At 68.8% G+C, this 26,969-nt stretch carries 19 protein-coding genes and 1 pseudogene; 11 read left to right on the forward strand and 9 right to left on the reverse strand.

Annotated features, from left to right (window positions below):
- Window positions 1-261: vitamin B12 dependent-methionine synthase activation domain-containing protein (locus ACIG5F_RS40250; RefSeq protein WP_396525356.1), on the forward strand; the 261-nt coding region annotated here is incomplete at its 5' end.
- A 212-nt stretch (window positions 262-473) separates the two neighbouring features.
- On the forward strand, window positions 474-1,697 hold the full coding sequence (locus ACIG5F_RS40255; RefSeq protein WP_396525357.1) for a branched-chain amino acid ABC transporter substrate-binding protein: 1,224 nt from the start codon (window positions 474-476) through the stop codon (window positions 1,695-1,697).
- A gap of 63 nt (window positions 1,698-1,760) precedes the next feature.
- Here the strand turns inward: ACIG5F_RS40255 and ACIG5F_RS40260 are convergent, their stop codons facing one another.
- The 5 genes and pseudogenes from ACIG5F_RS40260 to ACIG5F_RS40280 all read right to left on the reverse strand — a co-directional run bounded on the left by ACIG5F_RS40260 (window position 1,761) and on the right by ACIG5F_RS40280 (window position 6,865).
- Entirely contained in the window at window positions 1,761-3,080 is a 1,320-nt protein-coding gene (locus ACIG5F_RS40260; RefSeq protein WP_396525358.1) for an MFS transporter, read from the reverse strand.
- Between the two features lie 81 nt (window positions 3,081-3,161).
- Window positions 3,162-3,488: pseudogene (locus ACIG5F_RS40265) on the reverse strand (phenylalanine--tRNA ligase subunit beta); the annotation flags it as partial.
- 261 nt (window positions 3,489-3,749) lie between these two features.
- Entirely contained in the window at window positions 3,750-4,904 is a 1,155-nt protein-coding gene (locus tag ACIG5F_RS40270) for a pyridoxal phosphate-dependent aminotransferase (RefSeq protein ID WP_396525359.1), read from the reverse strand.
- A gap of 45 nt (window positions 4,905-4,949) precedes the next feature.
- Window positions 4,950-5,714 (reverse strand): glucose 1-dehydrogenase, encoded by a 765-nt coding sequence (locus ACIG5F_RS40275; RefSeq protein ID WP_396525360.1) that lies wholly within the window; start codon window positions 5,712-5,714, stop codon window positions 4,950-4,952.
- A gap of 41 nt (window positions 5,715-5,755) precedes the next feature.
- Complete coding sequence (locus tag ACIG5F_RS40280; protein WP_396525361.1) at window positions 5,756-6,865, reverse strand: SIS domain-containing protein; 1,110 nt, start codon at window positions 6,863-6,865, stop codon at window positions 5,756-5,758.
- Between the two features lie 1,040 nt (window positions 6,866-7,905).
- Between ACIG5F_RS40280 and ACIG5F_RS40285 the strand changes: the two genes are divergently transcribed.
- Window positions 7,906-12,159: an amino acid adenylation domain-containing protein gene (locus ACIG5F_RS40285; RefSeq protein ID WP_396525363.1), complete on the forward strand. Its 4,254-nt coding sequence runs from the start codon at window positions 7,906-7,908 to the stop codon at window positions 12,157-12,159.
- 53 nt (window positions 12,160-12,212) lie between these two features.
- Here ACIG5F_RS40285 and ACIG5F_RS40290 read toward each other — a convergent pair whose 3' ends face one another.
- Together ACIG5F_RS40290 and ACIG5F_RS40295 are read right to left on the reverse strand one after the other, a co-directional pair.
- Complete coding sequence (locus ACIG5F_RS40290; protein ID WP_396525364.1) at window positions 12,213-13,799, reverse strand: AMP-binding protein; 1,587 nt, start codon at window positions 13,797-13,799, stop codon at window positions 12,213-12,215.
- Between the two features lie 61 nt (window positions 13,800-13,860).
- Entirely contained in the window at window positions 13,861-15,105 is a 1,245-nt protein-coding gene (locus ACIG5F_RS40295; protein ID WP_396525366.1) for a type III PLP-dependent enzyme, read from the reverse strand.
- 141 nt (window positions 15,106-15,246) lie between these two features.
- Here ACIG5F_RS40295 and ACIG5F_RS40300 point away from each other — a divergent pair, with 141 nt between their 5' ends.
- The 5 genes from ACIG5F_RS40300 (at window position 15,247) to ACIG5F_RS40320 (ending at window position 20,553) form a co-directional block, all read left to right on the forward strand.
- Window positions 15,247-16,263, forward strand: coding sequence for a radical SAM/SPASM domain-containing protein (locus tag ACIG5F_RS40300; RefSeq protein ID WP_396525367.1), 1,017 nt, complete (start codon window positions 15,247-15,249; stop codon window positions 16,261-16,263).
- 29 nt (window positions 16,264-16,292) lie between these two features.
- Window positions 16,293-16,700: a methylaspartate mutase subunit S gene (glmS, locus tag ACIG5F_RS40305; protein ID WP_396525368.1), complete on the forward strand. Its 408-nt coding sequence runs from the start codon at window positions 16,293-16,295 to the stop codon at window positions 16,698-16,700.
- The gene (locus tag ACIG5F_RS40310) at window positions 16,684-18,090 is read left to right on the forward strand and encodes a hypothetical protein (RefSeq protein ID WP_396525369.1); all 1,407 of its coding nucleotides are present in this window, start codon (window positions 16,684-16,686) and stop codon (window positions 18,088-18,090) included. Before glmS ends, ACIG5F_RS40310 begins: the two co-directional genes overlap by 17 nt.
- The gene (locus ACIG5F_RS40315) at window positions 18,087-19,400 is read left to right on the forward strand and encodes a glutamate mutase L (protein ID WP_396525370.1); all 1,314 of its coding nucleotides are present in this window, start codon (window positions 18,087-18,089) and stop codon (window positions 19,398-19,400) included. The genes ACIG5F_RS40310 and ACIG5F_RS40315 overlap by 4 nt, the downstream gene beginning before the upstream one ends.
- 70 nt (window positions 19,401-19,470) lie before the next feature.
- Entirely contained in the window at window positions 19,471-20,553 is a 1,083-nt protein-coding gene (locus ACIG5F_RS40320) for a serine hydrolase domain-containing protein (protein ID WP_396525371.1), read from the forward strand.
- 32 nt (window positions 20,554-20,585) lie between these two features.
- Here ACIG5F_RS40320 and ACIG5F_RS40325 read toward each other — a convergent pair whose 3' ends face one another.
- Complete coding sequence (locus ACIG5F_RS40325; protein ID WP_396525372.1) at window positions 20,586-21,872, reverse strand: acetyl-CoA carboxylase biotin carboxylase subunit family protein; 1,287 nt, start codon at window positions 21,870-21,872, stop codon at window positions 20,586-20,588.
- 55 nt (window positions 21,873-21,927) lie between these two features.
- Here ACIG5F_RS40325 and ACIG5F_RS40330 point away from each other — a divergent pair, with 55 nt between their 5' ends.
- Window positions 21,928-23,064 carry a GNAT family N-acetyltransferase gene (locus ACIG5F_RS40330; RefSeq protein ID WP_396525373.1) on the forward strand — a complete coding sequence of 379 codons (1,137 nt, stop codon included), beginning with the start codon at window positions 21,928-21,930 and terminating at the stop codon, window positions 23,062-23,064.
- 12 nt (window positions 23,065-23,076) lie between these two features.
- Here ACIG5F_RS40330 and ACIG5F_RS40335 read toward each other — a convergent pair whose 3' ends face one another.
- Window positions 23,077-24,297 (reverse strand): cytochrome P450, encoded by a 1,221-nt coding sequence (locus tag ACIG5F_RS40335; protein ID WP_396525374.1) that lies wholly within the window; start codon window positions 24,295-24,297, stop codon window positions 23,077-23,079.
- A gap of 173 nt (window positions 24,298-24,470) precedes the next feature.
- Here ACIG5F_RS40335 and ACIG5F_RS40340 point away from each other — a divergent pair, with 173 nt between their 5' ends.
- Together ACIG5F_RS40340 and ACIG5F_RS40345 are read left to right on the forward strand one after the other, a co-directional pair.
- A complete protein-coding gene (locus ACIG5F_RS40340) occupies window positions 24,471-25,787 on the forward strand; it encodes an MFS transporter (protein ID WP_396525375.1) in 1,317 nt (438 codons plus the stop codon).
- Window positions 25,780-26,964: an ATP-grasp domain-containing protein gene (locus ACIG5F_RS40345; RefSeq protein ID WP_396525376.1), complete on the forward strand. Its 1,185-nt coding sequence runs from the start codon at window positions 25,780-25,782 to the stop codon at window positions 26,962-26,964. Before ACIG5F_RS40340 ends, ACIG5F_RS40345 begins: the two co-directional genes overlap by 8 nt.
- The last annotated feature ends 5 nt before the right edge of the window (window positions 26,965-26,969 follow it).

Genomic DNA, 26,969 nt, shown 5'->3' on the forward strand with positions numbered 1-26,969 from the left:
GCCAGCCCCGACCACAGCGAGAAGGCCGACCTGTTCCAGATGCTCGACGCCGAGTCCTTCGGCATGGCCCTGACCGAGTCCTACGCCATGACCCCGGCGGCCAGCGTCAGCGGCCTGATCTTCGCCCACCCGGAGTCGAAGTACTTCACGGTCGGCCGCCTTGGCCGGGACCAGATCGAGGACTACGCCACCCGCCGCGGCCTGCCCCTGTCCGTCGTCGAGCGCTGGCTCCGCCCCAACCTCGCCTACGACGCCACCTGATCCCTTCACCCGGTGAGCGGACGCGCCGGACAAGATCGACGTCCATTCGGCCGATGCCCGGGCATCGGGTGGCCGGGCCGCCGTGACGACTTGCGTGATCGCCCCACCGCAGGGCCGTTCATCGCCTAACTTCCTTCCCAGCCCCCAGATCAGGCGGGGCCGGACGGTCTGCGGGTAGCACGCGACCGGGCAGCTCGGAGAAGGGACGTCACGTGCTCAACCGGACGGTGAAGGCCGCGGTGGTGGTGGCCACCGGCACATTGGCGCTGGCCGCCTGCGGCACCAACAGGACCGAGAGCGGTGCAGACGGCGCCGGCTGCGACACCAGCAAGGGCACCGTGACCGTGGGCGTCATCGCCCCGCTCAGCGGGAACCTGTCCGCGATCGGCCTTGGCGTCAGGTATTCCGCCCAACTCGCCGTGGATCAGGCGAACGCCAAGTGCGCCGTGAAGGGCTACAAGGTGGTCCTCGCCCCCGAGGACGACCAGGCATCACCGCAGATCGGACAGCAGGCCGCGACCAAGCTCAGCACCGACCCGACGGTTGTCGGCGTGGTCGGCACGCTCAACTCCTCGGTCGCGCAGTCCGTGCAGCCGGTGCTATCGCAGAAGAAGATCGTGATGGTCTCGCCGGCCAACACCACTCCGTCGCTGACCAAGGGAACGGATCCGAGCAACCCGAAGCGGCAGTTCGACAACTACTTCCGCGTCTGCACCACCGACGACCTGCAGGGGCCGTACGCGGCTGACTACCTGGTCAAGAAAGCCAGCAAGAAGAACATCGCCGTCATCCAGGACGGCAAGACCTACGGCCGGGGCCTGGCCGACGCCTTCACGGCGCAGGCAACCAAGGACGGCGCGAAGATCGTCGACCAGGAGCAGGTCGGCGAGAAGGACACCGACTTCTCCGGTCTGATCTCGAAGGTCCAGGCGACCAAGCCGGACGCCATCTACTACGGCGGCGAGTACGCCGTCGCCGGGCCGCTCAGCAAGCAGGCGGCCAGTCTTGGCATCACCATCCCGGTGATGGGCGGCGACGGCCTCTACGACCAGAAGTTCATCGACCTCGGCGGCAAGGAGGGCGACCTGGCGACCTCGGTCGGCGCGCCCACCGAGAAGCTGCAGAGCGCCAAGGACTTCGTGAAGGCCTACACCGCGAGCAAGTTCGCCGGTGAGTACGGCCCGGACGGCGCGTTCGCCTACGACGCCGCGAACGCGATCATCACCAGCGTGGCCAAGACGTTGGGCGACAACGGCAGGTGGGGCGCGGACCAGCACGACGCACTGCTGCGCAACGTCGGTTCGTACCAGGCCGCCGGCGCGACCGGGAACATCGCCTTCGACCAGTACGGCGACAGCACGAACAAGGTGCTGACCGTCTACCAGGTGACCAGCGGCAAGTGGGTGCCGGCGCAGACCGGCACCTTCGAGGGCTGACACACAACGGTGTGGGCGGCCGGCTTCGGCCGGCCGCCCACACCGTGGCAGAACACGCCGAGCTCAGTCGTCGACCGGCTTGGGCAGTTCGGTGAGCTTCGGGATCTCGGAACGGAACAGCGGCACCAGCGCGAGGATCGAGGCCACGCCGGCGACCCACAGGGCGCCGTGCAGGCCGAGCCAGACGGACAGGAATCCGCCCGCCGGCGAACCGAGTGCGGCGATGCCGAACATCAGCATCCGCATGGCGGCGTTCATCCGGCCCATCAGCCGGCGCGGCGTGACGGCCTGGCGCAGCGTGATCACGATGACGTTCGCCGTGCCGATACCAAGGCTGGTCAGGAAAAACGCGGCGACGAGCACCCCGGCCACGAACAGCTGCGGGCCGCCGGCCAGCGGGATCAGCACCGGAGCGGCGAACGCGACGAGCACACTGACCGAGTAGACCCGGCCGAGGCCGAACCGGGTGAGCGCGGTGTTGGCCAGCATGGCCCCCAGCAGGCCGCCGATGCCGCCCGCGGAGAGCACGATGCCGATGACTTCGACCGACAAGTTCAGGGTGCGCACCGCGTAGACGAGGAACACCGTCTCGATGAAGGTGAGGAAGAAGTTGTACGAGCCGCCCAGCAGCGCCAGCACCCGCAGGTAGCTGTTGCCGAACACCCAGACCAGGCCCTCGCGGGCGTCCCGGAGCAGGTTTCCCTTCTCCTTGGTGGGTTCCGGCCGCTGCTCCGGGGTGCGAATGGCCAGCAGCGAGATCACCGAGAGCAGGTAGGAGCCGGCGTTGACGGCAAGCGCGTACGGCGCGCTGAGCACCTGGATCAGCGCGCCGGCGAGACCGGGACCGGCGATCTCGGCCGCCGATGACGACGTGCCGAGCTTGCTGTTCGCCTCGACCAGCAGCCGGCGGTCGGCGACGACGGTGGGGATGTAGGACAGCCAGCAGACGTCGAACATGACCGCGCCGATGCCGACGAGCAGCGCGATGACGTCCAGCAGGCCGATGTTCAGCTGGTGCACCACCGTGAGCACGGGGACGAGGCCGAGAGCGGTGGCCCGCAACAGGTTCGACGCGATCATCAGCGGGCGGCGGGGATTGCGGTCGGCGACGATCCCGAACAACAGCGCCAGGAACAGATACGGCAACAGTTGCAGCAGCCTGAGCAGGCCGAGTTCCTCCGCGCCCGCGTTCAGCACGAGCACCGCCGTCAGCGGCAGACCGAGCAGACTGATCTGGGCACCGGCCAGCGACAGCGACTCACCCGCCCAGAACTTCAGGAAGTCGGCGTTGCGCCATAACTCGCCGAATCGTCTTCGCCCGCCGGCCGGCGCTTCCGGCGCGGGCTCGACGACCGTGCTCTCGCCACCCTCATCGCTTTGCACGCTGATTACTCCCCTCAGCGCGGAACCCTTACGTCCCGCGGACCTCACAGACCTGTACCCCGCGAATCACTCGCCCACCGGGGTGCCCGGCACCGCTGGGATGTCGGCGGGCAGCACCACAATAGTGGAATGGTCGTCCCGAAGGCCCAGTTCTCGGGGGGAACACATCATACCCTCGGACACCCTGCCGTACGTGGTGCGCGCCTCGATCGTGAAGCCGTCGGGAAAACGGGTTCCCGGCAGGGCCACCACCACGAGGTCGCCCACCGCGAAGTTCCGCGCGCCGCAAATGATCGACGCCGGCTCGGCCGTGCCGACGTCCACCCGGGAGTACCGAATGGGCTTCTTGAATCCGGTCAGCTCCTCGATCTCGAGCACCCGGCCCACCACCAGTGGTCCGACGATCTCGGCGGTGTGCACGTCGACCGCACCCGGCTGACCCTCGCCGTCGGCTTCGCGCAGGTCCGACAAACTCACTCGCATGGCGTGCGCCTCTCCACTTGCTTTGTGTCACTTCCGGATTCCCGCCGGGCCGCACACCATCCGGATCGGTGCGCGAACACACCAGGGGTCACCGACAGCGTAGCAAGCACGTTCCCGGCCACCCCCGTTCGGTGCGGTGAATCCGTCCCGGCCGGAAAGCGTAGCCGGGTCCGTTCTTCGCCGTATTTACGACCTGCCCTTCTCCAACATCAGCGCGGTCTTCTCCAGCACGTCGTCCGGGACCGAGAAGCAGGCCCGGACGATCGGCGTCCCGGGATCGTTCAGGCAGAACGCCTCGCCGGGGATGGTGGCGACCCCGGCGTGTTCGAGCAGATGGTCGGCGGCCTCCCAGCCGCTGGACACGCCGAGGCCTGAACAGTCGACGAACAGGTAGTACGCGCCTTCGGGCTCATTGGGCCGCATGCCCGCCGCGGTGAACGCGTCGGCCAGCAGGCGCCGCTTGCCGTCGTACATGGATCGCAACTGCTCGTAGTAGGAGTCGGGCAGCGCGAGCGCGTATCGGGCAAGTTGCTGCAGCGGTGTCGGCGCGCAGACCGACAACGTGTCGGCGGCCACCTGAATGGGAGCGAGGATCTCCGCCGGAGCGGTGACATAGCCGAGCCGCCAGCCCGGAATGCTGTACGACTTGGACAGCCCCGAAATCGTCACCGTGCGCTCGGCGAGCCCCGGCAGAGAACCCGGCGACAGGTGCGGCTGGTCGCCGTAGTAGATGTACTCGTAGATCTCGTCGGTGATGACCAGCAGGTCGTGTTCCCCGGCGATTTCGGCGATGTGGCCGAGTTCCTCGCGGTCGAACCGCCGACCGCTGGGATTGGCCGGCGTGCAGACGACGATGGCCCTGGTCCGGTCGGTCACCGCCGCGCGCAGCGAGTCCCGCTCCAGCCGGAAGTCGGGCGCGGCCAGCCGCACCGGCTGTGGCGTCAGCTCGAACAGCCGGATCGCCGAGAGGTGGTAGCCGTAGCACGGCTCCAGCACCAGGATGCCGTCACCCGGGTTGAACAGGGCGGCCAGGGTCGCGGTGAACGCGCCGGTCGCGCCGACCGTCGCCACGATCTGGTTGGCCGGGTCGGCCGTGATGCCGTTGTCCTTCGCGAGTTTCGCGGAGATCGCCTCCAGCAGGCCCGCGTCCCCGCGTGCGTAGCTGTAGGAGTGGTTCAGCTCCTCGAACCGAGCCGTCCCATGTTCGAGCAGCGAACTGGGCGGGGCCACCTGACACAGGCCCTGACCGAGGTTGATGCCGCCGACGGCCTCGCAACGGGCGGTCATGGATCGGATGGTGGACTGCTGCAGGCCCGCCATCCGGTTCGCGATACGTGTCATGAACTGCACTTCTCCTTCTGCTGAAGCCACCGACCGACGTGCCCGTCAGGCGGCCATCCACCCGCCGTCGACGGCGAGCACCGACCCGGTGACGTAGGACGACGCGTCCGAACTCAGGAAGACGGTGGCACCGACGAGGTCCTCGCCGGTGCCCCATCTGCCGGCCGGAATGCGGCTCAACAGGCCCTGTGCGCGGTCGGGGTCCGCCCGCAGCTCGGCGGTCAGCTCGGTCGCGATGTAGCCGGCGGCGATGGCGTTGACCGTGACCCCGTGCCGGGACCACTCGGCGGCCAGTGACCGGGTGAGCTGGATCAGCCCGCCCTTCGCCGTCGTGTACGCCACGACGTTGCGTCCGCCGGAGAAGCCCAGCACGGAGGCCATGTTGATGATGCGCCCGTAGCCGCGGTCGATCATCGCCCGGCCCGCGGCCTGAGACAGCACGAACGCGCCGGTGAGGTTGGTGGTCAGCACGCGCTGCCAGGTCTCGAGCGGGAACTCCGCCGCGGGGGCCCGCTCGATGATCCCGGCGTTGTTGATCACGATGTCGAGTGCGCCATGCTCGGCGCGCACGGCGTCGACGATCTCCTGCGCCCGTTCGTGTTCGGTGACGTCCCAGGCCACGCCGGTCGCATCGATCTGCAGTGCGCGCAGGCCGTCGACCGCTTCGTCAACGCCCTCCTTGGTGCGGCCGGTGATCACGACCCGTGCGCCGGCCGCGCCGACGCCCTCGGCCAACGCCCGCCCGATTCCCCTGGTGCCGCCGGTGATCAGCGCCGTTCTGCCGTGCAGGTCGAACGAGACACCCGCCATGTCGTGCCGCCACCCTTCCGGTTTCGCCGTGCCCGCCGCGGTCAGCCCGCCTTGCGTTCGGCTTCGATGGTCGTGCTGTGGTACCAGGGGTTTCCGGCCGCTTCGGAGATCAACTCACGGGAGGCGACGTTGGTGTAGCGGCCCAGTTCGAGGGTCAGCCGCTGGATGAAGTCGAGCGCACCGAAGAAATTGCGCAGGAAGCCCTGCTGGTTCAGTTCGACGCGGTGCACGAACACGTTCTTGTTCTGCGGGACCGGCGCGGTCAGCAGCCGTTCGAGGTTGTCGGTCTTCTTCTGCGTGTACTCGTCGCTGTCCGCGTCGCAGAACAGCAGGACGGTGTGCCGACGCTCGGGATCGCTCAGCGACGCGATCTCGCTGTGGCAGAACTCGTGGAAGTAGTTGCGGGTCGCCGGCACCATCGCGATCTCGTTGAGGTGCATCTTGCACAGCTTCAACAGGCTCTCGTGCCACTTCGGCGGGGCGACCAGGATGATGTTGGCGTCCCGGCTCGCCTCGGCGACCTGGCGCACGATCTCCGACTTCTCCTCGTCGAAGTCGGCCCGCAACTGCTCGGGCAGCACCGGCAGCTCGTCAAGGTGTTCCGGACCGAGCAGGCCGAACTTGACGAAGACGTCGACCAGGATCGCGAAGTACTGGGCGACGTGGAACAGCGGGTACTCGCGGTCGGGCTCGCGCAGCCGCCAGTACATGATGGAGATGTTGTTCTCCTTGCCCACCTCGGCCAGCCGGCCGCCGGAGGTCAGCAGCAGGACGCGGTGCCCGACGTGCAGCAGGCGCTGAACAGCGATGACGGGTTCGCTCGAGTGGCCGCTGTAGGAGCTGACGATGATGAGCGTCGCCTCGTCCTCGATCACCGAGTCCGGCACGAGGAAGTGGAAGTCGTAGTCGTTGACGACGTAGATGTCGAGGGCGAGGCCACGTTCGATGAGGTAGCCGCGAATCACGTCCGAGACGATCGCAGAGCAGCCCATTCCGGTGAAGACAATGCGTCTGAACTGACCGCTCATGATCTTCTTCACGAGCACGTCGTCCATGTCTTCGAGCGAGTACTCGTCGCCCTTGAGGAACCCGGCAAGGAACTCGTTATTGATGAATGAGTCGTACCTGACGATGCGTGATTCGTAGGACACAGTGAAGCCTTTCTTGCAGTGTTGTACGGCGCACTGGACGCCGGTCGCAGTCAGCGCCCGACGGTGTAGAACGGCACACCTCACCGGCCGACCACGGGCATGGGTCGACCTGGCGCGACCGCGTCACGAATCCTTGCGTTCACAGTGGATCGTCATAGATCCGAATCAGAAGCCTATTGTCGTGCAGGTCACGACGACAGAAGCGGCAGAAGACAAGAAGATAGGCATCAACCACCGCCTCCCCATGGCGGGAACCATTCTCGAAGATGGACGACGCCCCCACTTCCCCAGATTCGAACGAGGCCCAACTCCGGTACGGAGATTAGCAGCCGGGCTCACACCGTTCAAGACCGCGTCACGTCGTCATCCTTGCGGACGCAAGGGTGCCGACCGCACCCGTACACCACCATGCACAGTGTCAACAATGCCCCAGCCCTACCCGGAACGGCCGAACCCGCCGGCCGATTCAGCGACCCCGTCACCGCCGGCCGACCATGGGGCGACCCCAACCCTGGACCGCGGCCGCCACCACCATGGATGAGAAATCTTCGACGAAAGCGTGACCTTTGAGGGCCAACCGCAATGGTCGACGGCACTCTTGGGCCGAGCGGATCAACGGGGTGACCGCCATACGACAGCGTGACTATTTCAAGGGTGAGCATTTCTACGGACACCGAGCCCGCAACAGATCCGTAGTCATTCGACCTCGAACAGTGATCGGTCGGGCGCAACCCGCCGTGAACCTGCGACAGGTGGGATGACCATCGGCATACATATTACCTAGATTTAACCGAACACCCAACCTTTGATGACTGTACGTGTCCGCCTGATTACGAGATTCACATACCGGAACCAGGTAGCTGCTCAGCTACCGGAATGACCGCCCCTGATACGCTGGACGTGGTCGGTTCAGCTGGGGTGCTAACCAATCCTGCGCGCGTACCCGGGCATCCGTGCACCCGTTGTGGTCCGGAACCGCCGACCTATCACAGGCGTTGGAAGAGCCTTGTCGTGTCGACCTTCGGAGGGGGACGAACCAAGTGGCACGCCGGATACCTCTATCATTCGGACAAGAGCAGTTGTGGTTTCTGGAGCAGTTGAGACCGGGCACACCGACCTACAACATCGCGGTACTGTACCGGCTGCGCGGCCAGCTGGACCGGGGCTGGCTGAACCGGGCGCTGACCAGGGTGGTCGACCGGCACGACGTGCTGCGGGCCAGTTTCGGCGCTCAGGACGGCACGCCGTTTCAGACCATCGCCGCGCCCGGCCCGGTCACGCTGGCCTTCGACGACCTGACCGGCTTGCCCGTCGACGAACGTGATCCCGCTGCGCTGCGGGAGGCGGCGCTGGAGGCGGCGGAACCATTCGATCTGCGGATCGGGCCGCTCTTTCGGTTCCGGCTGATCCGCATCGACGCCGAGCACCACCTGCTGTCGATCGTCATTCATCACATCGTGTCGGACGGTTGGTCCTTCGGACTGTTCAACGCCGAGCTCTCCCAGGCCTACGAACAGTTGTCGCGTGGCGAGGAGTTCGGCACCGCCGCGTCGACCTCGCAGTATGAGGACTTCGTCAGCGCGCAGCGCGCCGCGGTGCGGGACAACCGCTACGAGTCCCAGCTGACCTACTGGGAGAACCAGTTGCGAGGACTGCCGGTCCTCGACCTGACCGCCGACCGGCCACGGCCGGCGCTGGCCGGTCACCAGGGCAGTGAGTGCCTCGTCGAGTTCCCCGGCGAGCTGCGCGAGGGGCTGCACACCCTCGCCCGCGCCCACGGCGTCTCGCCGTTCATGGTGCTCGTCTCGGTGTTCGGCCTGGTGCTCAGCCGGTACACCGGCGCCGAGGACATCCCGATCGGCACGACGATGCTCGGCCGCGTCGAGCCGATGTTCGAGCGGCTGATCGGCATGTTCGTCAACATGGTCGTGCTGCGGCTCGACCTGTCCAAGGACCCGACGTTCGGCGAGCTGCTCGACCGGGTCCGCGAGGTGACCCTCGCCTCGTACGACAACCAGGGCGTGCCGTTCGAGAAGGTGGTCAACCGGCTCAACCTGCCGCGTGACCCGAGCCGCAACCCGCTGTTCCAGGTCTGCGTCCAGACGCTGGACGACAACACCGGCGGTGACACACTGGCGTTGCCGGGAATCACGGCCACTCCCGTCGAGCAGCGCACCGACCGGTCGCGGTTCGACCTGTCGGTGACGTTCACCGACTCCTCGCGCGGCCTGAGCGCGTCGATGGAGTACTCCACTGAACTGTTCGACGCCTGGCGCATGGAGCAGTTGGGCCGCCACCTCAGCCGGGTGCTGGCCGCCGTCGTCGACGACCCGTCGGTGCGGCTGTCGGAGGTCCAGCTGGTCACCGCCGACGAGCGCGCCGAACTGCTGACGGCGGGCATCGGCCCGCACGACGAGCTGCGCGCCGCGCCGGTGCACGTGATCGTGGCGGAGCAGGCCGCGGCCACGCCGGACGCCGTCGCTGTCATGTTCGAGGGCGGCGAGCTGACCTACGGCGACCTCGATCGGCGTGCCGAGGTGGTGGCGCGCCACCTGCGCGCCGTCGGCGTGCAGCACGAGGAGATCGTCGGCGTGGCCATCGACCGGGGACTCGACGTCCTCGTCGCGGTGCTCGGCGTGCTCAAGGCCGGCGCGTGCTTTGTCATGCTGGACACCGATCACCCGATGAACCGGTTGCAGACCATTCTGGACGACGGCGACGTGACCGTCGTGCTCACCCGCTCCGACCTGGTGCCCTCCCTGCCGGAACCGGGGCGGCGACGGTACATCCGCGTCGACCTGGACTGGTCGGTCGTCGAAGAGGTGACGATCACCGGCGAGCTGTCGGAGTGGGCCACCCCGGACTCGCTCGTCTACGCCCTCTACACCTCGGGGTCGACCGGCAAGCCGAAGGGCGTGCCCATCGAGCACCGGGCGCTGATCTCGTACCTGACTTCGTTCGTCGAGATGTTCGGTCTCGGGCCCGGCGACCGGATGCTGCAGTTCGCCTCGCTCTCGTTCGACCTGTCCCAGGCCGAGATCTTCTCGGCGCTGATCACCGGCGCGACCCTCGTGTTCGCCCGCAGGGACACGCTGCTCTCGCCGGAGGCGCTCGCCACGCTGATCCGCCGCGAGCGGGTCACCTACATCGGCGCGCCGCCGGCCATGTTGGCGCTGCTCGAGCCGGAGCCCTACCCGGATCTGCGCAACGTGCTGGTCGGCGGCGAGGCGTGCCCTCCGGACCTGGTCAACCGCTGGAACCTGGAGGGCCGCAAGTTCGTCAACGGCTACGGGCCGACCGAAGCCACCATCGGCTGCACGATGTACGCGGCGCCGCGGATCACGTGGCGATCCTCCCCGCCCATCGGCCGACCGCTGCAGCACCGCAGGCTCTACGTCGTCGACCGCTGGGGTGCGTTGGCGCCCAAGGGAATACCGGGCGAACTGCTCATCGGCGGCGACGAAGGCCTTGCCCGCGGCTACATCAACCGCCCGGAGCTGACCGGCGAGCGGTTCGTCAAGGACCCGTTCTGGCCGGAAGGCCGCGTGTACCACAGCGGCGACCTGGTGCGCTGGACGTCGGACTGGCAGGTGGACTTCCTCGGCCGGGTGGACAACCAGGTCAAGCTCCGCGGCCTGCGCATCGAGCTGGAGGAGATCGAGACCGTGCTCGCCACGCACCCCGGTGTCGAACACGCCGCGGTGGCCCTGCGCGAGGACGCCGCGGGGCAGAAGGCGTTGTGCGGATATTTCGTCGCTTCCGCCGCCGGCGCGCCCTCACTGACCGAGCTGCGGTCCTACCTGGGCGAGCACCTGCCGTCCTACATGGTGCCGTCGGCCTGGACCGTGCTCGACGCGCTCCCGCTGTCAACGGCCGGCAAGATCAACCGTGCGGCGCTGCCGGCGCCCACCTCGTTCGTGGACGCCGAACGGGAGGTCATCGCGCCGGAAACCGTTGCGGAGCGCCATGTCGCGGCGGCCTTCGCCGAGGTGCTGGACGTGCCGACGGACCGGATCAGCGTCAACGACGACTTCTTCGAGCTGGGCGGCAACTCGCTGCAGGCGATGCGCGTGATCAGCCGGATCAACCGCGCGTTCGCCCTTGACCTCGGGGTCCGCGCGCTGTACGGGGCGCCGCGGCTACGGGACATCGCCGAGCGGATCGCCGACACCGCGACGGTCGCGCCGGCCGACCCGGACGATCCGGGCCTGACCGGCACCCCGATGACCACGGTCGAGCAGATCAGCGCGATCTTCGCCGAGGTCCTCGGCGATTCGGTGGCGACGGGCTCGGTGTCCAACAACAGCAACCTTTTCGACCTGGGCGGCGACGAGTCGTCGGCGCGCGCGGTGCTGGGGCTGATCGCGGACCGCACCGGGATCGTGCTCACCGAGCACAGCTTCTACCGGGTCGCGACGCTGGCCAACGCCGTTGAGGCGGAGCGCACCGCGCTGCAGGCCAGGGATGCGGCGGCGACCGCCGCCAAGGCACTGCTGGTGCCGCTGAACACGGTCGCCGGTGACGAACCCGCGCTGTTCTGCGTGCCTGGTGCTTCCGGGTCCGCGTACCAGTATGTCGGTCTCGCCCGGGAACTGGGCCGCGACCGGCAGATCATCGGTCTGGAGGCGCCCAGCCCCGAACAACACTGGACGCCGCTGGACACGGTGCCGGCGCTCGCGGCGGCGTTCGTCGCCGCGATCCGGACCCGGCAGCCGCACGGCCCGTACCACCTGCTGGGTTGGTCGACCGGCGGGCTGGTCGCCTACGAGATCGCCTGCCAGCTCGAGGCGCGGGGCGAGCGGGTGGCGTACCTCGCGGCGCTCGACACGCAGTTGCCGACCGGCTCGGACGTTCCCACGACACAGGAACTTCTCGAGCGGTTCGTCAACGACCTGGCCGACGCGGCACGGCAGCCGGCTCCCGACCTGGCCACCGTGCTCGCCGAGCCCAACGCGCAGCGGCGGTCCGACCTGCTCTTCGATCTGCTCAGCGGCACAGTGCTGCCGACCGAGATCGAACGGCACCGGCTGCGGCACCAACTGGCCGTGTTCCTGGCCAGCGGACTCGCGGCGCACACCTACCGTCCGACGAACGGCTTCACCGGCCGACTCACGGTGATCCGGACGGCCGACGCGCTGACCGTGGCCGAGGACTGGGCGGCGGTGACCGGCGGAGACGTCGCCGAGCTGATCGTTCCCGGTGGGCACCACTCGATGTGGGAGCCCAAGCACCTCGGCGATCTGGCGTCGACCGTCCGCGACAGCATCACCGTCGAGGCCCGGCCCGAAGGATGATCGTGACGCCCGTGGACACCTGCCGTCGGGTGTCCACGGTCGTCCACAATGGACTACGACGGTGCCCGAACCGCGTTGCCCGACTCGGTGCGGCCGAGGCGCTCGTGCACCATGTCGCTGACCGTCGGCCGGTCGATCTTGCCGTGGTTTCCCGTCGCGGGCAGCGAATCCTCCAGCAGCAGGAACCGGGGCACCATGTGCCTCGGCAGCTGATCCTTGAGGAACAGCCGGAACTCAGCCTCGTCCACAACCTCGGACGCCGTGTACGCGAGCGCGATGTCCTGCCCGATCTCGATGTTCGCCACTCCGACGGCGGCGCACGCCAGTATCCCGGGGAAGCGCACGGCGACCTCCTCGACCTCCGTGGGACTGACCCGGAAGCCGGACGACTTCATCATCGCGTCGCGACGGCCGACGAAATAGAGATATCCGTCCTCGTCCCTGGTGACGATGTCCCCGCTGAACACCACGGTCTCACCGGGAAACTGCGGCAGCGAGCGGAAACGCTTCGCGGTCTCCGCCGGGGCGTTCCAGTAGCCCTTGGCGACACAGCCGCCGCGGTGCACGAGTTCGCCGCGCTCGCCCGGCGCCACTTCGCGCAGTTCGTCGTCCAGTACGAGGATCTCGACGTCGGGAATCGCGCGCCCGATCGAGCCGGGGCGCCGGGACAGTTGCTCCGGTTCGAGGAACGTCGACCGGAACGCCTCGGTGAGCCCGTACATGAGGAACACTCGCGCCGCTGGGAACGTGCCGGTGACCTGCTCGATCATCCGCTCGGACACCGCGCCGCCCGACGAGCAGACGCAGCGGACCGCGGACAGGTCGTGCTCCGGCTTGCGCCGCAACAACCGCGGATCGAACATCCGGGTGATGATGACCGGCATCACCGGCAGCACGGTGATCCGCTCGGCCTCGACGAACCGGAACAGATCGGCGGGGAAGACCAGTTCGTACAGGCACAGCCGGGCTCCGGTGTGCAGCGACTGCCAGAGCTGGTTGAGGCCGTAGTCGAAGTTCAGCGACAGCACGCAGCCGATGCGGTCGTCCTGGCGGGTGCCGAGGTAGCGCGCGACGATCTGCGCGCCGTGCCAGATGTTGCGGTGGGTCACCATGATTCCCTTGGGGCGACCCGTCGACCCGGAGGAGTAGATGATCGCCGCCAGGTCCTCGCTGATGGCCCGCTGCGGCACGGCGTCGCCGCGGCCGCGCAGCCGGGGCAGCACGACCGCCGGCTCCGCGTCGGCGTCGGTGCCGAACAGCAACGGCAGTTCGGGCACCGAGTCCCGCAACTCGTCGGCCCTGATCTCGTCGGTGATCGACAGCCGCATGCCGGCGTCCCGGACGATGTGCTGGATGTTGTCGCGCCGCAGACCCGGCAGGATCGGCACGATCACCGCGTCGGCGAGCAGGATGGCCAGGATCGCCACCACCTGGTCGACCGATTTCGCCATGCAGACGCCGACCCGGTCGCCGCGCGCGACGCCGTTGGCCCGCAGTGCGGCAGCCGTGGCCAGCGACACCTCTTGCAGCTCCGCGAAGGTGAGCGACGCCGCGCCGTCGCTCACGGCCGTCGTGCTGCCGAAGGTGTCCGCGGCGCTGTGCACCAACGCATGCACAGTGAACAAGTGGGGCGTAGTCACCGAGACAACCTACCGTCAGCCCGTGGACGGCGACAGGAGAAAGTGGCGATCGCCGTGACGGTCAGCCGTGGGTGCCGACCTTCGAGAACTGGACCGGCTTCGGCAACGCGGTGGTGGTCAGCTGCCAGGAACCGACCAGTTCGTCGCCGTCGAACACCAACTCCGGCGGCGCCGGGCGGCTGAGGAACGCGGTCAGGCTGGCGGTGGGGCCGTATGCGCCGACGTTGGGCACGCTGAGCACGTCGCCGACCTGCGGCGTGGCGAGTTCGGTGCGCATCGCGAGCCGGTCGAGCGGGGTGCACAGCGGCCCGACCACGTCGGCCGTGAGCGGATCGCGGTCGCCGTCGGCGGAAAGGTTGTCGAACGTGGCGTTCGGCCGCAGCACCCGGCCGAGCCCGGCCATCCCACCGAGCACGTTGATGCCGGCGTCCACCACGATCACCACGCCGCCGGCGCGTTCCTTCACGTCGACGACGGTGGTGAGCAGGTGCCCGGCGGACGCGGTGATCCGCCTGCCGGTCTCGAACGCCACCCGTGGAGCGGATCCGGCGGTCCAGTCGGCGAGCAGGTCGGTGAGCCCGGTACGCAGGTCGGTCAGCTCGCATCCGGTCCCCCGCACCGCATACGGCCATGGGAACCCGCCACCGAGGTCGACGAACCTCGGCGCGGCGCCCGCGGCGTCGGACACCTTGTCGATGACCTGCTTGGCATGCGCGAACCCGGCCAGCAGGTGCTCGACGGTGCCCAGCTGCGAGCCGAGGTAGACGTGGCAACCCTCCACGACCAGCGCGCCGGCGCCGGCCGCCCGCCATGCGGTCACGGCTTCCTCGGGCTCGAAGCCGAACTGTCGGCCGTCGGCCATGGACAGCCCGGACGCGGGACGATCGGTCGGCTGCAACCGAAGCAGCACCCGCAGCGCCGATCCCGACCCGGTCGCGGCCCGGCCCAGTCGCGCCAACTCTACCGACGACTCGGCGGAGAAGTAGGTGACACCGCGCTCGACAGCGGCGGCCACCTCGGCATCGGACTTGCCGGGGCCGGTGTAGAGCACCTCGGCCGCGTCGAAGCCCGCGGCGAGCGCCACGTCCAACTCGCCGAGCGAGGAGACTTCCGCACCGCAGCCGGCGGCCCGCACCTGTGACACCAGCGGTTCGAGCGGGTTCGCCTTGAGCGAATAGAGCAGCTTGGAACGTTCCGGCAACGCGGCGAGCAACTCGGCGGTACGGGCCCGCACTTCGGCAAGATCGTAAACGTACAGGGGAGTTCCACAAAATTGCGCCGCGTGGAGTAGTCCGACCTGATCCATGCAGGGCACACCCTTCCAGGGGTCTTTACCATCCGTTACAACTCAAACATCTTGCGTCGCATGCACGGCGGAGTGTAGCGTGTAACATAACGATATTTCGTATCGGACTTTGGGGGGTCTGTGGCGTTCAAGTCGTTAGAGATGGCCAAGGTCGGCGCCGGCAATTTGCGGGCTCTTGAAATCGGCGTCACGTCCCGGTGCAACTTCCGGTGCGACTACTGCGGGGCCTACGACCTGCTCGAGCGAAAGATCCTCTCGGTCGACGACGTCGCCAGGGTGATCGACAGCCTGCCCGATCTCGAACGAGTCAAGCTCTCCGGCGGCGAGGTGCTGCTCGAGTTCGATATCTGCGAAGGTATCGTGAAGTACTGCACCGAGCGCGGAATCGCGACCCAGATCAACTCGAATGGCACAGTGCTCGACGACTCGAAGTTCGACCGGCTCGAGGCGGCCGGGCTCGGCGTGCTGCATTTTTCGCTGAACCACGTCGACGCGGCCAGCCATTCGGCATTCTACCGGGTGACCGAAAAGATGTTCCCGAAGATCGTCAAGGCGATCAAGCGGGCCGTCGAATCGACGTCCATCGACGCGGTCGTCGAGACGATCTTGTTCAACGAGACCGAGCACACCATGGCCGAGGTGCACACGTTCGCCGCGCAGGAACTCGGCGTCCGCAAGCACGAGATCCAGATGGAGATCCCGAGCCTGCACCAGGGCTACGAGAACACCCTCTCGCACGACCGGATCTGCGATTCCATCGCCCGGCTGGTCGAGAACCGCGACCCGAACTGCACACTGTTCTTCAGCTGCCTGTCGGCCTACTTCCGGCCGGGCACCGAGCACTGGAAGCGGCTGCAGCCACTGTTCCAGGACCCCGGCGTGATCTACTCGAGCTGCATCGAGGGCAAGGCGCAGCTGCACCTGCACTCCAACGGCGACGTGATGATCTGCGAGCTGGGCAACCCGGACGTGATCGGCAACGTGCTCACGACCGACATGTTGACGATCTACGAGTCCAGCCCGCGGCTGCAGGCGTTCATCCAGGCCAAGCACGAGGAGGAGACCTTCTCCTGCTTCCGGCACTTCGACAAGCCGGGGCAGAAGGAGGGCAGGACGGACGGTCCGAAACTGCTCGGCCTGCCGACACTGCGGAAATAGTGGCGCGGGAGCAGCCATCCGGGCCTGGCGTGATCCTCGGGTTGGTCGGCCACGACATCCACGTGGTCGCCAACCGGATCCTGGCCATCGGCATGGCGGAGAACGGGTTCCGGCCGTACAACATCGGCACCAACAACGACGTCGACGACTTCGCCGACGCGGTGCTGGAGACCGGAGCCCGTGCCGTGCTGGTGGCCTCGATCAATGGTGAGGGCGAGAAGTCGTGCGCCGGTTTCGGCGCACGCTTCGCCGAACGCGGACTCTCGGACATCTTGCTGTACATTGGCGGAAACCTGGTGATCGGCATCAGGCCCGCCGAACAGATCCAGCAGGTGTTCCGGTCCCACGGCTTCCATCGCGTGTTCCACCAACCGTCGAGCTTCCGGACGGTGTTCGACGCGCTCAAGCAGGATCTGGGTCATGTCGCCGCCAACTGACCGCGCGTGCATCGGGCACATCGCCGACGAACGCGCGCGGCTGATCGGGCGGTACGGCGCCGATGATCTGCACGTCGGCACCGCGGACGAGCACCTGCGCGCGCTGTCCCGCGCCAGGTTCGCGTCGCTGGCCTACCGGCGGCCACGGAAGCGGCCGTTCATCCAGCCGCGCGGCGGATTCCCGTCCGTGGCCAAGCAACGTGCGCTGACTGTGGCGTTCGACGAGGCAGGCGCCGACTTCCTCCCGCTCACCATCGACAGCCACACCCGGCACAACGACTACCGGACCGCATCGGACCTGCTGGCCGCCGGCCTGGCCGAGGACCGTGACCTGCTCAATGGCTACCCGTTGGCAAGTCACGGGGTCGAGCTGACCCGGCGCGTCTTCGAGGGCATCGAGCGGCCGATCAGCCTGCGACACGGCACACCGGACGCCCGGCTGCTGGCCGAGATCGCGCTCGCCGCCGGCATCACCGAGATCGAGGGCGGTGGACTGAGCTACACGCTGCCGTACTCCCGGGGGTTCCCGCTGGAACGGGCGCTGGTGCACTGGCAGTACGTCGACCGGCTCTGCGCGGTCACCGGCCCGGCGGACGCCCCGGTGCACCGCGAGTCGTTCGGACCGCTGACCGCGACGCTGGTCCCGCCGGTGATCACCGCCGTGGTCCAGCTCTGCGAGCTGCTGTTGGCCGCTGAACAGGGCGTGCGCTCGTTCGCGGTGAGCTTCGGGCAGACCGGCAGCTTCGAGCAGGATGTCGCGTTGGCCGACGTGCTCCGGCACATGTCGGCGAAGCTGTTGGCGCGCTTCGGTTTTCCCGATGTCCACGTCAGCCTCGTCTACCACCAGTGGATGGGTGCGTTCCCCACCGAGGCGTCGCTGGCCTGGCAGCTGATCGCGGTGTCCGCGGCGGTCAGCCGGCTGGCCGGCGCGGATAAGGTCGTGATCAAGACGCCGGAGGAGGCGCTGGGCATCCCGAGCATCGACGGCAACGCGGCCGCCGTTCGCGCGGTCCGCTACGTGCTCGACATGTTTCCGGACGCCACCACTGTCGACAACGACGCGATCGACGAGGAGCGGGACCTGATCGGCAGCGAGGTCGAACACGTGCTGGAGCACATCTTCGCGCTGCCGACGACCGCGCTGCTGTCGTCGGTGCACCAGGCGGTGCTCACCGGGGCGATCGACGTGCCGTTCGCGCCGCACGAGCAGAACGCCGGCCGGCTGATCACCGGACGCGGCTGCGACCGTCGGATCCGGATCCTCGACGCCGCCGCCGTGCCGATCTCCGCCGAGGACCTGCGGCGCGAGCGCCGGCTGCACGGCCAGCGGTCACCGGAGCAGGGCCAACTGTGGGAGCAACTGTTGCGCGACATCCGGCTACTGGTATGAGGACCTTGCTGGTCGACGTCGGCAGCACCGTGGTCAAGCTGTGCGAGCACGAACCGGGTCGCGGACTCGGCGCGGTGGAGATCGTTGCGCGCGAACCGGATCTGGTGCCCGGCGACCAGGTGCGCGCGCTGATCGAGGACCGCCGGGCGGGTGGTGCCGCCCCGACGGACCTGCGGATCTGCAGCTCGGCCAACGGCGGGGTGCGAGTCGGTGTCCTCGGCCTGTCCCGTCGGCACAGCGTGGCCGCGGCGAGCAGGGCCGTGGTGGCCGCCGGCGCCAACGTCGGGTACGAACGGCTGCTCGGCGCGGATCACCAGGCCGAGCCGGTGCCGGCGGTCGACCTGCTGGTGCTGGTCGGCGGCGTGGACGGCGCCGACCACCGGTACCTGTGCGAAGCCCTTGCCGACGCCAAGCTCGCCGACTTCCCGCACGACGTGCTGGTCTGGGCCGGGGCGGACGCGCCGGACATCGTCGCCGGGCTGCCGGTCGACCATGTGGTGGCCAACGTGCTCGACGGGCGGCTGAGTCCCGTCATGCAAGGACTCACCGACCTGCTGCACCACATATATCTCAGCGATCTCGTCGACCGCAAAGGACTGCGGGCGCTGGCCGGCATCTGCGACACGCCGATCTGGCCAACGCCAGCGGTGGTCGGACTGGCCGCGACGAGGCTGACCACCGAGCCGATAGTGCCGGCCGCGACGCCGTTCGTGCTGGTCGACGTCGGCGGCGCGACCACGGATGTCGTGTACTGCGCGGAACTTCGCGTCGAGCACACGATGCGGATCTCGCCCGGTGAGTCGATCGTCCGCCAGGTGTTCACCGACCTCGGCGTGGCCGGTTCACTGCCCGGACTCCGGCACCGGCTAGCCACCGACCCCGGCCTGTTCGAGTTGGTTGCCGCGGTGGCATCGGACCGGCATCGGGCGCTGTACCAGGACATCTGCGAGGGCGTCGAGGATGCGCTCACGCCGTCGACGGCGTTCCTGGCCTGTCTGTTCCTGGCACTTCGACGGATGACCGACGGCGCGGGACCGCACCTGCTCGATCCGGGCCGGGCCGCAGGCTTCGTGATCACCGGCGGGGCCTGGACCGGCACCCCTGAGCCGGCCATCCGCCAGGTGATCAGCGCCGCCTGCCGGCTGCCCGACGACCGGTGGAGCCTGCATGTCGACCGTGCCTACGAACTGTGGGCACACGGCCTGCTCGCCGTGCCCGCCGGTCCGCAGCCCGACCTGGCGGATCGACACGGGCGCGCCGCCGCACAGCAGCGCACCGCAGGTACTCGCGCCGGGCTGCGCCGGCCATGACGACAGGGCGGGATCGCGGAAGATTGGCGTATCCCCTCGACGGGCGAAAGCCAGTCGGTAACGTGAACCCATGGCCGATGACTTACTCGCTGACTTTCCTTGCCTGCGCGACATTCTGGACGCCGAGCTGGCCGAGGGTCCGGACGCGGGCGTCCAGCTGTCGATCTCGCACGCCGGCGTGACGCACGACATCTCGGTCGGTGGCAACGGCAACGGCGCGGCAATGACCGCGGCCACCGTCGTCCCGTGGACCTGCTCGTCGAAACCGATCGGCGCGATCGCGTTCGGCCGGGCCTGGGACGCCGGTCGGCTGCGCCCGGACGACCTCGTCGCCGACCACCTGCCCGACTACGCGGCCGCCGGCAAGCAGGCGGTGCGGATCCGAGATCTGCTCACCCACACCAGCGGTGTGCCGGACCCGCTGCTGAGCCTGGACACCGGCGACGCCACACTGCCGTCCTGGGCGGAGCTGGAGCCGATGATCTGGTCGGTGATCACCGCGTCCGAGCCGGTGCGGCCGCCGGGCACCGGGATGAACTACAGCCCGATCGCCAACTGGTTCACCCTGGACCGGCTGCTGGCCGCGATCGACGGCGGCGCGCCGGGCGACAGCTACCGCGCCACCTGCCGGCTGCTCGGGCTGTCCGCCACCCTCGGCGCCCCCGACCTGGATCCGGCGGCGATCGTGCGCTGTGTCGCCGTGCCCGAGGAGGAGACCAACCTGCGGCGGACGTCGGTCGCGGGCGCGCTGCCGCTGCCCGGCACCGGTGTCTGGGGCACCATGCGCGACCTGCGCGTCGTCGGCGACGCGCTGCTCGCCTGCGCCGAGGACGACGCGAACCCGTTGCTCGCGCCGGCCACGGTCGAGGCGATGACCTCCACACACTGGCTCGGCCAGTCCCGGCGGGTGCTGTCCACCACCGACTTCGACTACGGCCTCGGTTTCATGACGCTGCCGCACCTGTTCGGCAAGGAATGCTCGTACCGCACCTACGGTCACGCCGGTGGCAACAACTCCACCCTCCTGGTCGATCCGCAGTGGAACATCGTGATCGCCGTGTACTGGAACCGCAGGCTCTCCGACGTCCGTGCGGTCACCCGTCGGATCGCCCTGGTGGACGCCGTCTACCGCGACCTGCGGGCTCGGTGCTAGGCCGAGCCCGCGGCCCGTGTCGACCGGCGCCCTTACGGCGAAACGGTGAAGATCTGGCCGGAGATCCCGTCGGCGATGTCGATGTGCGCACGCGGCGGCACCGACTCGGGGGTGGCGTCCGGCCAGAAGCACTCCACGTAGCCCTCGCGGTCCGTGTAGTTGGCCTGGGTCCCGCTGGATGTCTTGCCGGGCACGGCGGACACCTCGTACGTGGTCACCGCCTCGTCGACCACAGAGGCTGAGCCGACCGCGTCGACCCGCCCCGGCGCGGCCTTGAGCACGGCGACAGCCGCCAGCCCGGTCGGTGTCAACGCCGGCAGTCCGGGCAGCTCGCCGTCCAACTGATCCAGATAGGACCGAACGTGCAGCTCGTACGGCGAGATCCCGTACGCGAGCTCGATCAGGTCGGGGATGCCGTCGCCGGCGGTGCGGGCGCCGACCTCCATGATCTGCGGCGGTGCGTCGCCCTCCAGCCGGATCTCCACGTGTGCCACGCCGTGGTCGAGGCCGATGGCCGCGCAGGCGCGCAGCGCGAGGTCCAGCACGTCCGCACGGCCGGAGTACACGCTCGGCACCCGGTGGCCGATCTCGGCGAAGTACGGCTTGGGGCCGAGGGTCTTGTCGGTCACCCCGATCACGGTCCGCCGCTCGTGGTGGTTGAGCACCTCGACCGACACCTCGTCGGCCAGCGTGCAGAACTCCTCCAGCTGGATCGCCCGGTTCTTCACGGTGAACACCGAGGAGTGCTCGTCGATGATCCGCTTGGCGTAGGCGTAGGCCTCCTCGGCCTCGCGCTCGTCGTTGACCAGTTGCACGCCGAGGCTGCCGCCGAACGCGGACGGCTTGACGACGCACGGCAGACCGATGTCGGCGACGGCCTTGCGCACCGCTTCGAGCCCGTCCACCTGGATGTAGCGCGGAGTGGCGACGCCCGCGGCGAGCAGCCGGTCCTTCATCCGGTTCTTGTTGATGGACGAGTCCTCGACGGCCGCGCGGGACAGGAACGGGATCCCGTAGTGCTCGGCGATGGCCAGCCCCGGCAGCAGGCCGGGGTCGAAGAACGGGACCACGCCGGCCGGGGTCATCCCGGTCCGCCGCTCGAACTCCAGTGTCGCGCGCAGCGAGTCGTCCGCGTCGCTGAAGTCGCCGATCAGGACGTGGTCGAAGAACTTGGCGCCGCGCACGGCGGGCGTGCGGGCGATCGTGGCGATCGGACCGTCGAACACCCGCAGGGCAGCTACGGCCGCGCGTTCCCGTTGTGCTGAGGCCGCACCGAACAACAGCAGGTATTGGCCGTTTTCCCGGGGAGATGAAGCCATGCGCCGTACAGTAGTACAGCGCCTGTGCACCAAGTATCACGCAAAGGGGGCTGAGTTGGACTACTTCACCGACCCGCTCGGCGGCCAGACCGACGGCCAGTGGGACGAGCTCGCCGACAACCGCTTCTACTCGTCGGCCTTCTGGCTGCGACTGGTCGCGCTGGAGCCGGGGGCGGTGTCGGGCGGCATCCACCTGGACGTGAGCAGCGGTGGCCGGGCGGCGGTTCCGGTCGCCGCGGTGGCCGATGTCGACGACCTGCCCAACCCACACCTGAAGTGGCCGCAACTGTTGGCCGAGCGCGGTCTGCCGAGCCCACCGGCGCACGGGCTGCTCGTCGGGCAACGCCGGGGCTACCTCGCGCACCTGCTGCGCACACCGGGAACCGACGAGGCGACGGCGGCCGCCGAACTGCTCGACGCGGTGCGGTCGCTGCCACTGCCGTCCGCCGACGGCGCACGCGTCGCGCTGTACCTGACGACTCCGGACGTGCTGGCGCTGCGCGCCGCCGGCGTGCGGACCATGCCGGTGGCACTGGCCGCCGATGCCTGGATCGAGATTCCGCAAGGCGGCTGGGAAGGCTGGCTCGCCGCCCGCTCGGGTAAGCTGCGACGCCGGATCCGCACGGAGGTCCGTAGGTTCGAGGAGGCCGGCTACCGGGTTGAGCGCCGTGCCCTGCCCGACGCGTACGCCGAGGTCGGCAGGCTGACCGCGCGCACCGAGCAGCGCTACGGCATTCCGGCCGACCCGGAGTCCTACATCGAGGGCTTCCGCAAGCACGCGGAGTTGGCCGGAGACCGGGCGGAGGTTCTGCTGTGCGCCGTCGGCGACGAGCAGCCGGTCGGCTGCATCCTCTACGTCCGCGACGGCGACACGGTCTACCTGCGGGCAGCGGGCTTCGATTACGACCGCCTGCGCGGCGTCGCCGAGTACTTCAACCTGGCGTACTACACGCCCGCGCACATGCCGGGCGTGCGCTGGCTACACGCCGGCATCGGCACCCCCGACGGAAAAGCCTTGCGGGGAGCCGAACTGCGCGCCCTGTGGCTCCTCGATCTCACCGAGGACAGTCCGCTTCTCGGTCGGGACGACGAGGTGCTGGCGCACAACAGCACGTTTCGGGCCCAGCTCGCCGACATGTCCCCGGTCGTCGCGGGTGCGCTGACCGAGGAGGACTGGAAACCCTTCTGCTGACGTCCGCCCCCGTCAGCGCAGGCGGAGCGGCAGCGTCTGCAGGCCGCGCATCAGCGTGCTGGGCCGCCAACGCAGTTCCCCGGGATCCCGGGCGAAGGCCAGCTTCGGGAACCGGTCCAGCAGCTTGCCGATCGCGATCTCGCCCTCCATCCTGGCGAGCTGGGCGCCGACGCAGTAGTGGATGCCGTAGCCGAACGCCATGTGGCCGGTCGCGTTGCGGGTGATGTCGAACCGGTCGGCGTCGTCGAACACGGCGGGGTCCCGGTTCGCCGACGCCAGCGAGACCATCACGAACTCCCCCGCCGGGATCAGCACGTCACCGAGCTGGAGCGGTTGCGTGGTGTACCGGTATGTCGCGATGTTCAACGGGCCTTCGTGCCGCAGCATCTCGTCGACGGCGCCGGGCATCAGCGACGGGTCGGCACGCAGCGCCGCCAACTGCTCCGGGTCGCGCAGCAGCATCGCCACGCCGTTGCCGATCAGGTTCACCGTCGTCTCGTGTCCGGCGACCAGCAGCAGGAACGCCGTCGACTGCAGCTCGGCCGAGGTCATCCGTTCGTTGTCGTCGCTGGGATTCACCAGTGCGGAAAGTAGGTCGTCGGCCGGGTTTTCCCGTTTCGACTCGACCAACCGGGTGAGATAGGCGGCCATCCGCATGGCGGCGTCCGCCATCTCCTCGTGTTGCGCGGCCGAGGTCATCGTGATGGAGACGTCGCGGAACTCGTCCTTGTCGCTGTCCGGCACGCCGAGCAGCTGACAGATGACCGTGGTCGGCAACGGAAACGCGTAGGCCGGCAGCAGGTCGACCTCGTCCTGGTCGGCCATGGCGTCCAGCAACTCGTCGGCAGCCTGCTCGACCCGGCCGCGCAGCTGCTCGACCCGGCGGCCGGTGAACGCCTTGTTCACCAGCGCGCGCAGCCGGGTGTGGTCCGGTGGATCGGTGTTGAGCATGTGTCCGGCCAGCGCCAGCTCGGCCTCGTAGGACTGGGGTTCCTCGGCCGTGGTGTGCCGTTCCAGCAACGGCACGGCGCTGACGATGTCCTTGCTGATGGTCGGCTCGGTCAGCACGGTGTGCACGTCGTCGTAGCGCGTCACGAGCCACACCTTGATGCCGCGCGGTAGGATCACCTCGTGCACTGGCTGCTCCGAGCGCAGCCGCCCGTACAGTTCGTGCGGGTTCTGCAGGAACTGCTCGTCCAGCGTCAGCAACGTCGCGAATCGTGCGTCACGCAACGGTTCCTCCCCCACACCGTGGACCCGACCAGGCGCATTTCTACCCCGGGACCGCCGGAGTTGTCGACCACACCCCGACCGCGCGACAGCGCACGGCACTTCGCCCAACAGGACGCTGGTCCGGCCCGTCGCACGCTATGTTCGCGGGAACGTATCGGGAGGTTGGCTCGACCATGGCAGACAGGCGCCAACACGGCTCACTGAGCCGGCAGCGGCTGGCCGGCGTCGCATTCGGCTGGCTGCCGGCCCAGCCGGCCACCCGGCGGCTGCTGGTCGTGTCGTTCATCGACTCACTCGGCACCGGCATGTTCCTCACCGGCTCCGCGCTGTTCTTCACCAGGGGCGTCGGCCTCACCGCGGGCCAGGTCGGCTTCGGCCTGTCACTGGCCAGCGTGGTCGGCTTCCTCTGCTCGGTGCCGATCGGCCGGTTCTCCGACCGGGTCGGCGCCCGGCCCATGCTGGTGGGACTGCAGTTCTGGCGCGGGTCGTGCTTCATCGCCTATCCGTTCGTGCACGACTTCGGCTCGTTCCTGCTGGTGGCCTGCCTGGCCGGGGCCGGGGAATGGGCCGCGCCGCCGGTGGTGCAGAGCCTGGTCGGCTCGCTGGTCGGCGACAAGTCCAGGGTGCGCACCATGTCCACGATCATGATCGTGCGCAACGTCGGCTTCACCCTCGGCGCGGCGACCGCGGCGTGGGCCATCGCGGTCGGCGGTGGATCGGTCTACCAGGTGTTGGTCTTCGGCTACGCCGCCACGTTCGTGGTTTCCGGACTGACGCTGCTGTTGCTGCGCGTGGACACGGCCAAGCTCGAGCGGACCGGCCCGGTGGCCAAGGACAGGCCCAGGAACCGGCCCGGACCACGGTATCTGGTACTGGCCGGGCTCAACGGCCTGCTGTACCTGCACGCGGTGATCCTCACCATCGGCCTGCCGCTGTGGGTGGCCACCGCGACGAAGGGTCCACCTCCGCTGATCGGCGCAATTGTCGTGACCAACACGCTGCTCGCGGTGGGGCTGCAGATGCGCCTGAGCCGTGGCGTCGAAGGCTTGCGATCGGCGGCGACGCGGCAACGCCGCGCGGGAATCGCCTTGGCCGTGTGCTGCCTGCTGGTCGCGTTGACCGGGACCACCAACCCCGCCGTGACCGTAGTTCTCGTGCTGGTCGCGACGGTCGCGCTGACCATCGGCGAGGTGTACCAGGCGATCGGTGGCTGGGGACTGTCCTTCGAGCTGTCGCCGGAGGCCAGTCGCGGCTATTTCCTTTCGGTGTACGGCCTCGGCTCCACCGGCGCGATGATCATCGGACCGTGGCTGCTGACGGCCGTGGTCATGCCGGCCGGCGAGATCGGCTGGGCGGGCCTGGCCGCTATGCTCGCGATCGTGGGGGCATGCGTGCCGATGATCGTAAGCCGGGTGTCCGTCGCCCCGCCGGCGCAACCCCTCCACCAGGGAGAGGACCAGATGGTCGCGAGGAAGGACCCCAGTGCCTGAACTGCTCCTCATCGGCGTCGGCATCACCGGCCGGCCGTATCTGGACGTCGCGCACCGGCTGGGCCTGCGGGTGCACGCCGTCGAAGCGCCGAGCCGGGCGGCCGCCCTCGACGGTGCGGTCGAGCATCTGACGCTGACCAGGGGCGAGACCGACGAGTGCTGGGTGGAAGCGGCCACGGCGGCGGCCGCGATCCGCCGGCCGGACGGTGTGGTGGCGTTCTCCGAACCACAGGTCCTGGCCGCCGCGCTGCTGACCGAGGAGCTGTCGCTGCCCGGCCCGTCGCTGCGTGCCACCGTGCTGTCCCGGAACAAGGCGCTGCAACGGGGTTGTTTCGCGGCAGCCGGGATTCGCCAGCCCGAATACCTGATCGCGCCGAGCCTCGCCGAGGCCGCCGACTGGGCCCGTGACCGTTTTCCCGTAGTGCTCAAGCCGCTGTCGTCCAGCGGCAGCCTCGGCGTCGAGCTGGTGGTCGACGAATCCGGTTTCGCCGACGCCGTCGAGCGCAGGGCCGGCGAGACACTGCTGGTGGAGCAGGCGATCGACGGGCCGGAGTACAGCTGGGAAGCGCTGGTCCGGGACGGGAAGGTCTGGCTGAGCAACCTCACCGCCAAGGAGACCACCGGCCCGCCGCACTTCATCGAGACGGGCCACCGGATGGGCCTGCCGGTTGACGACGCCGTCACCACGGCGGCGAACGAACTGGGCGGTAACGTACTCGCCGCGCTCGGCATGAGCACCGGCATCGTGCACCTGGAGTTCCGGCTCGCCGATGCCGGGCCCACGCTGATGGAGATCGCCGTGCGCACGCCCGGTGACCGCCTCATGGAGCTGCTCGGCCCCGTGTACGGCATCGACTGGTTCGAGATGGTGGTGCGGCTCGCCATGGGCATGCTGCTGCCGGACGCGCCGACCGGTCCGCTCGGCAGCGCCGCGGCCCACATCCCGCTGAGCGAGCCGGGTCGGATCACCGCCATCGACGGCGTGGACGCCGTCCGCGCGCATCCGGCGGTGATCCGGGCCGACGTGCTGGCCGAGGTCGGTGACGTGATTCCGACGGCCAAGTGGTCCGCGGACCGCCGGATCGTGGTGCTGGCGTCCGCCGCGGATCCGGACACGGTGGACGACGCCCTGTCCTTTGCCCGCCGGACCCTGCGGATCCACACCCGACCGAGCTGATCGGC

Source organism: Kutzneria sp. NPDC052558, from assembly GCF_044547355.1.
In the GTDB taxonomy this organism is placed as follows: Bacteria; Actinomycetota; Actinomycetes; order Mycobacteriales; family Pseudonocardiaceae; genus Kutzneria.

Excerpts from the sequence above, each read along its gene's own strand:
- ACIG5F_RS40325 (WP_396525372.1), bottom strand. The coding sequence starts at position 21,872 with ATGGCTTCATCTCCCCGGGAAAACGGCCAATACCTGCTGTTGTTCGGT.
- ACIG5F_RS40310 (WP_396525369.1), top strand. The coding sequence starts at position 16,684 with ATGTCGCCGCCAACTGACCGCGCGTGCATCGGGCACATCGCCGACGAA.
- ACIG5F_RS40315 (WP_396525370.1), top strand. The coding sequence starts at position 18,087 with ATGAGGACCTTGCTGGTCGACGTCGGCAGCACCGTGGTCAAGCTGTGC.
- ACIG5F_RS40300 (WP_396525367.1), top strand. The coding sequence starts at position 15,247 with ATGGCCAAGGTCGGCGCCGGCAATTTGCGGGCTCTTGAAATCGGCGTC.
- ACIG5F_RS40270 (WP_396525359.1), bottom strand. The coding sequence starts at position 4,904 with ATGACACGTATCGCGAACCGGATGGCGGGCCTGCAGCAGTCCACCATC.
- ACIG5F_RS40320 (WP_396525371.1), top strand. The coding sequence starts at position 19,471 with ATGGCCGATGACTTACTCGCTGACTTTCCTTGCCTGCGCGACATTCTG.
- ACIG5F_RS40275 (WP_396525360.1), bottom strand. The coding sequence starts at position 5,714 with ATGGCGGGTGTCTCGTTCGACCTGCACGGCAGAACGGCGCTGATCACC.
- ACIG5F_RS40340 (WP_396525375.1), top strand. The coding sequence starts at position 24,471 with ATGGCAGACAGGCGCCAACACGGCTCACTGAGCCGGCAGCGGCTGGCC.
- ACIG5F_RS40295 (WP_396525366.1), bottom strand. The coding sequence starts at position 15,105 with ATGGATCAGGTCGGACTACTCCACGCGGCGCAATTTTGTGGAACTCCC.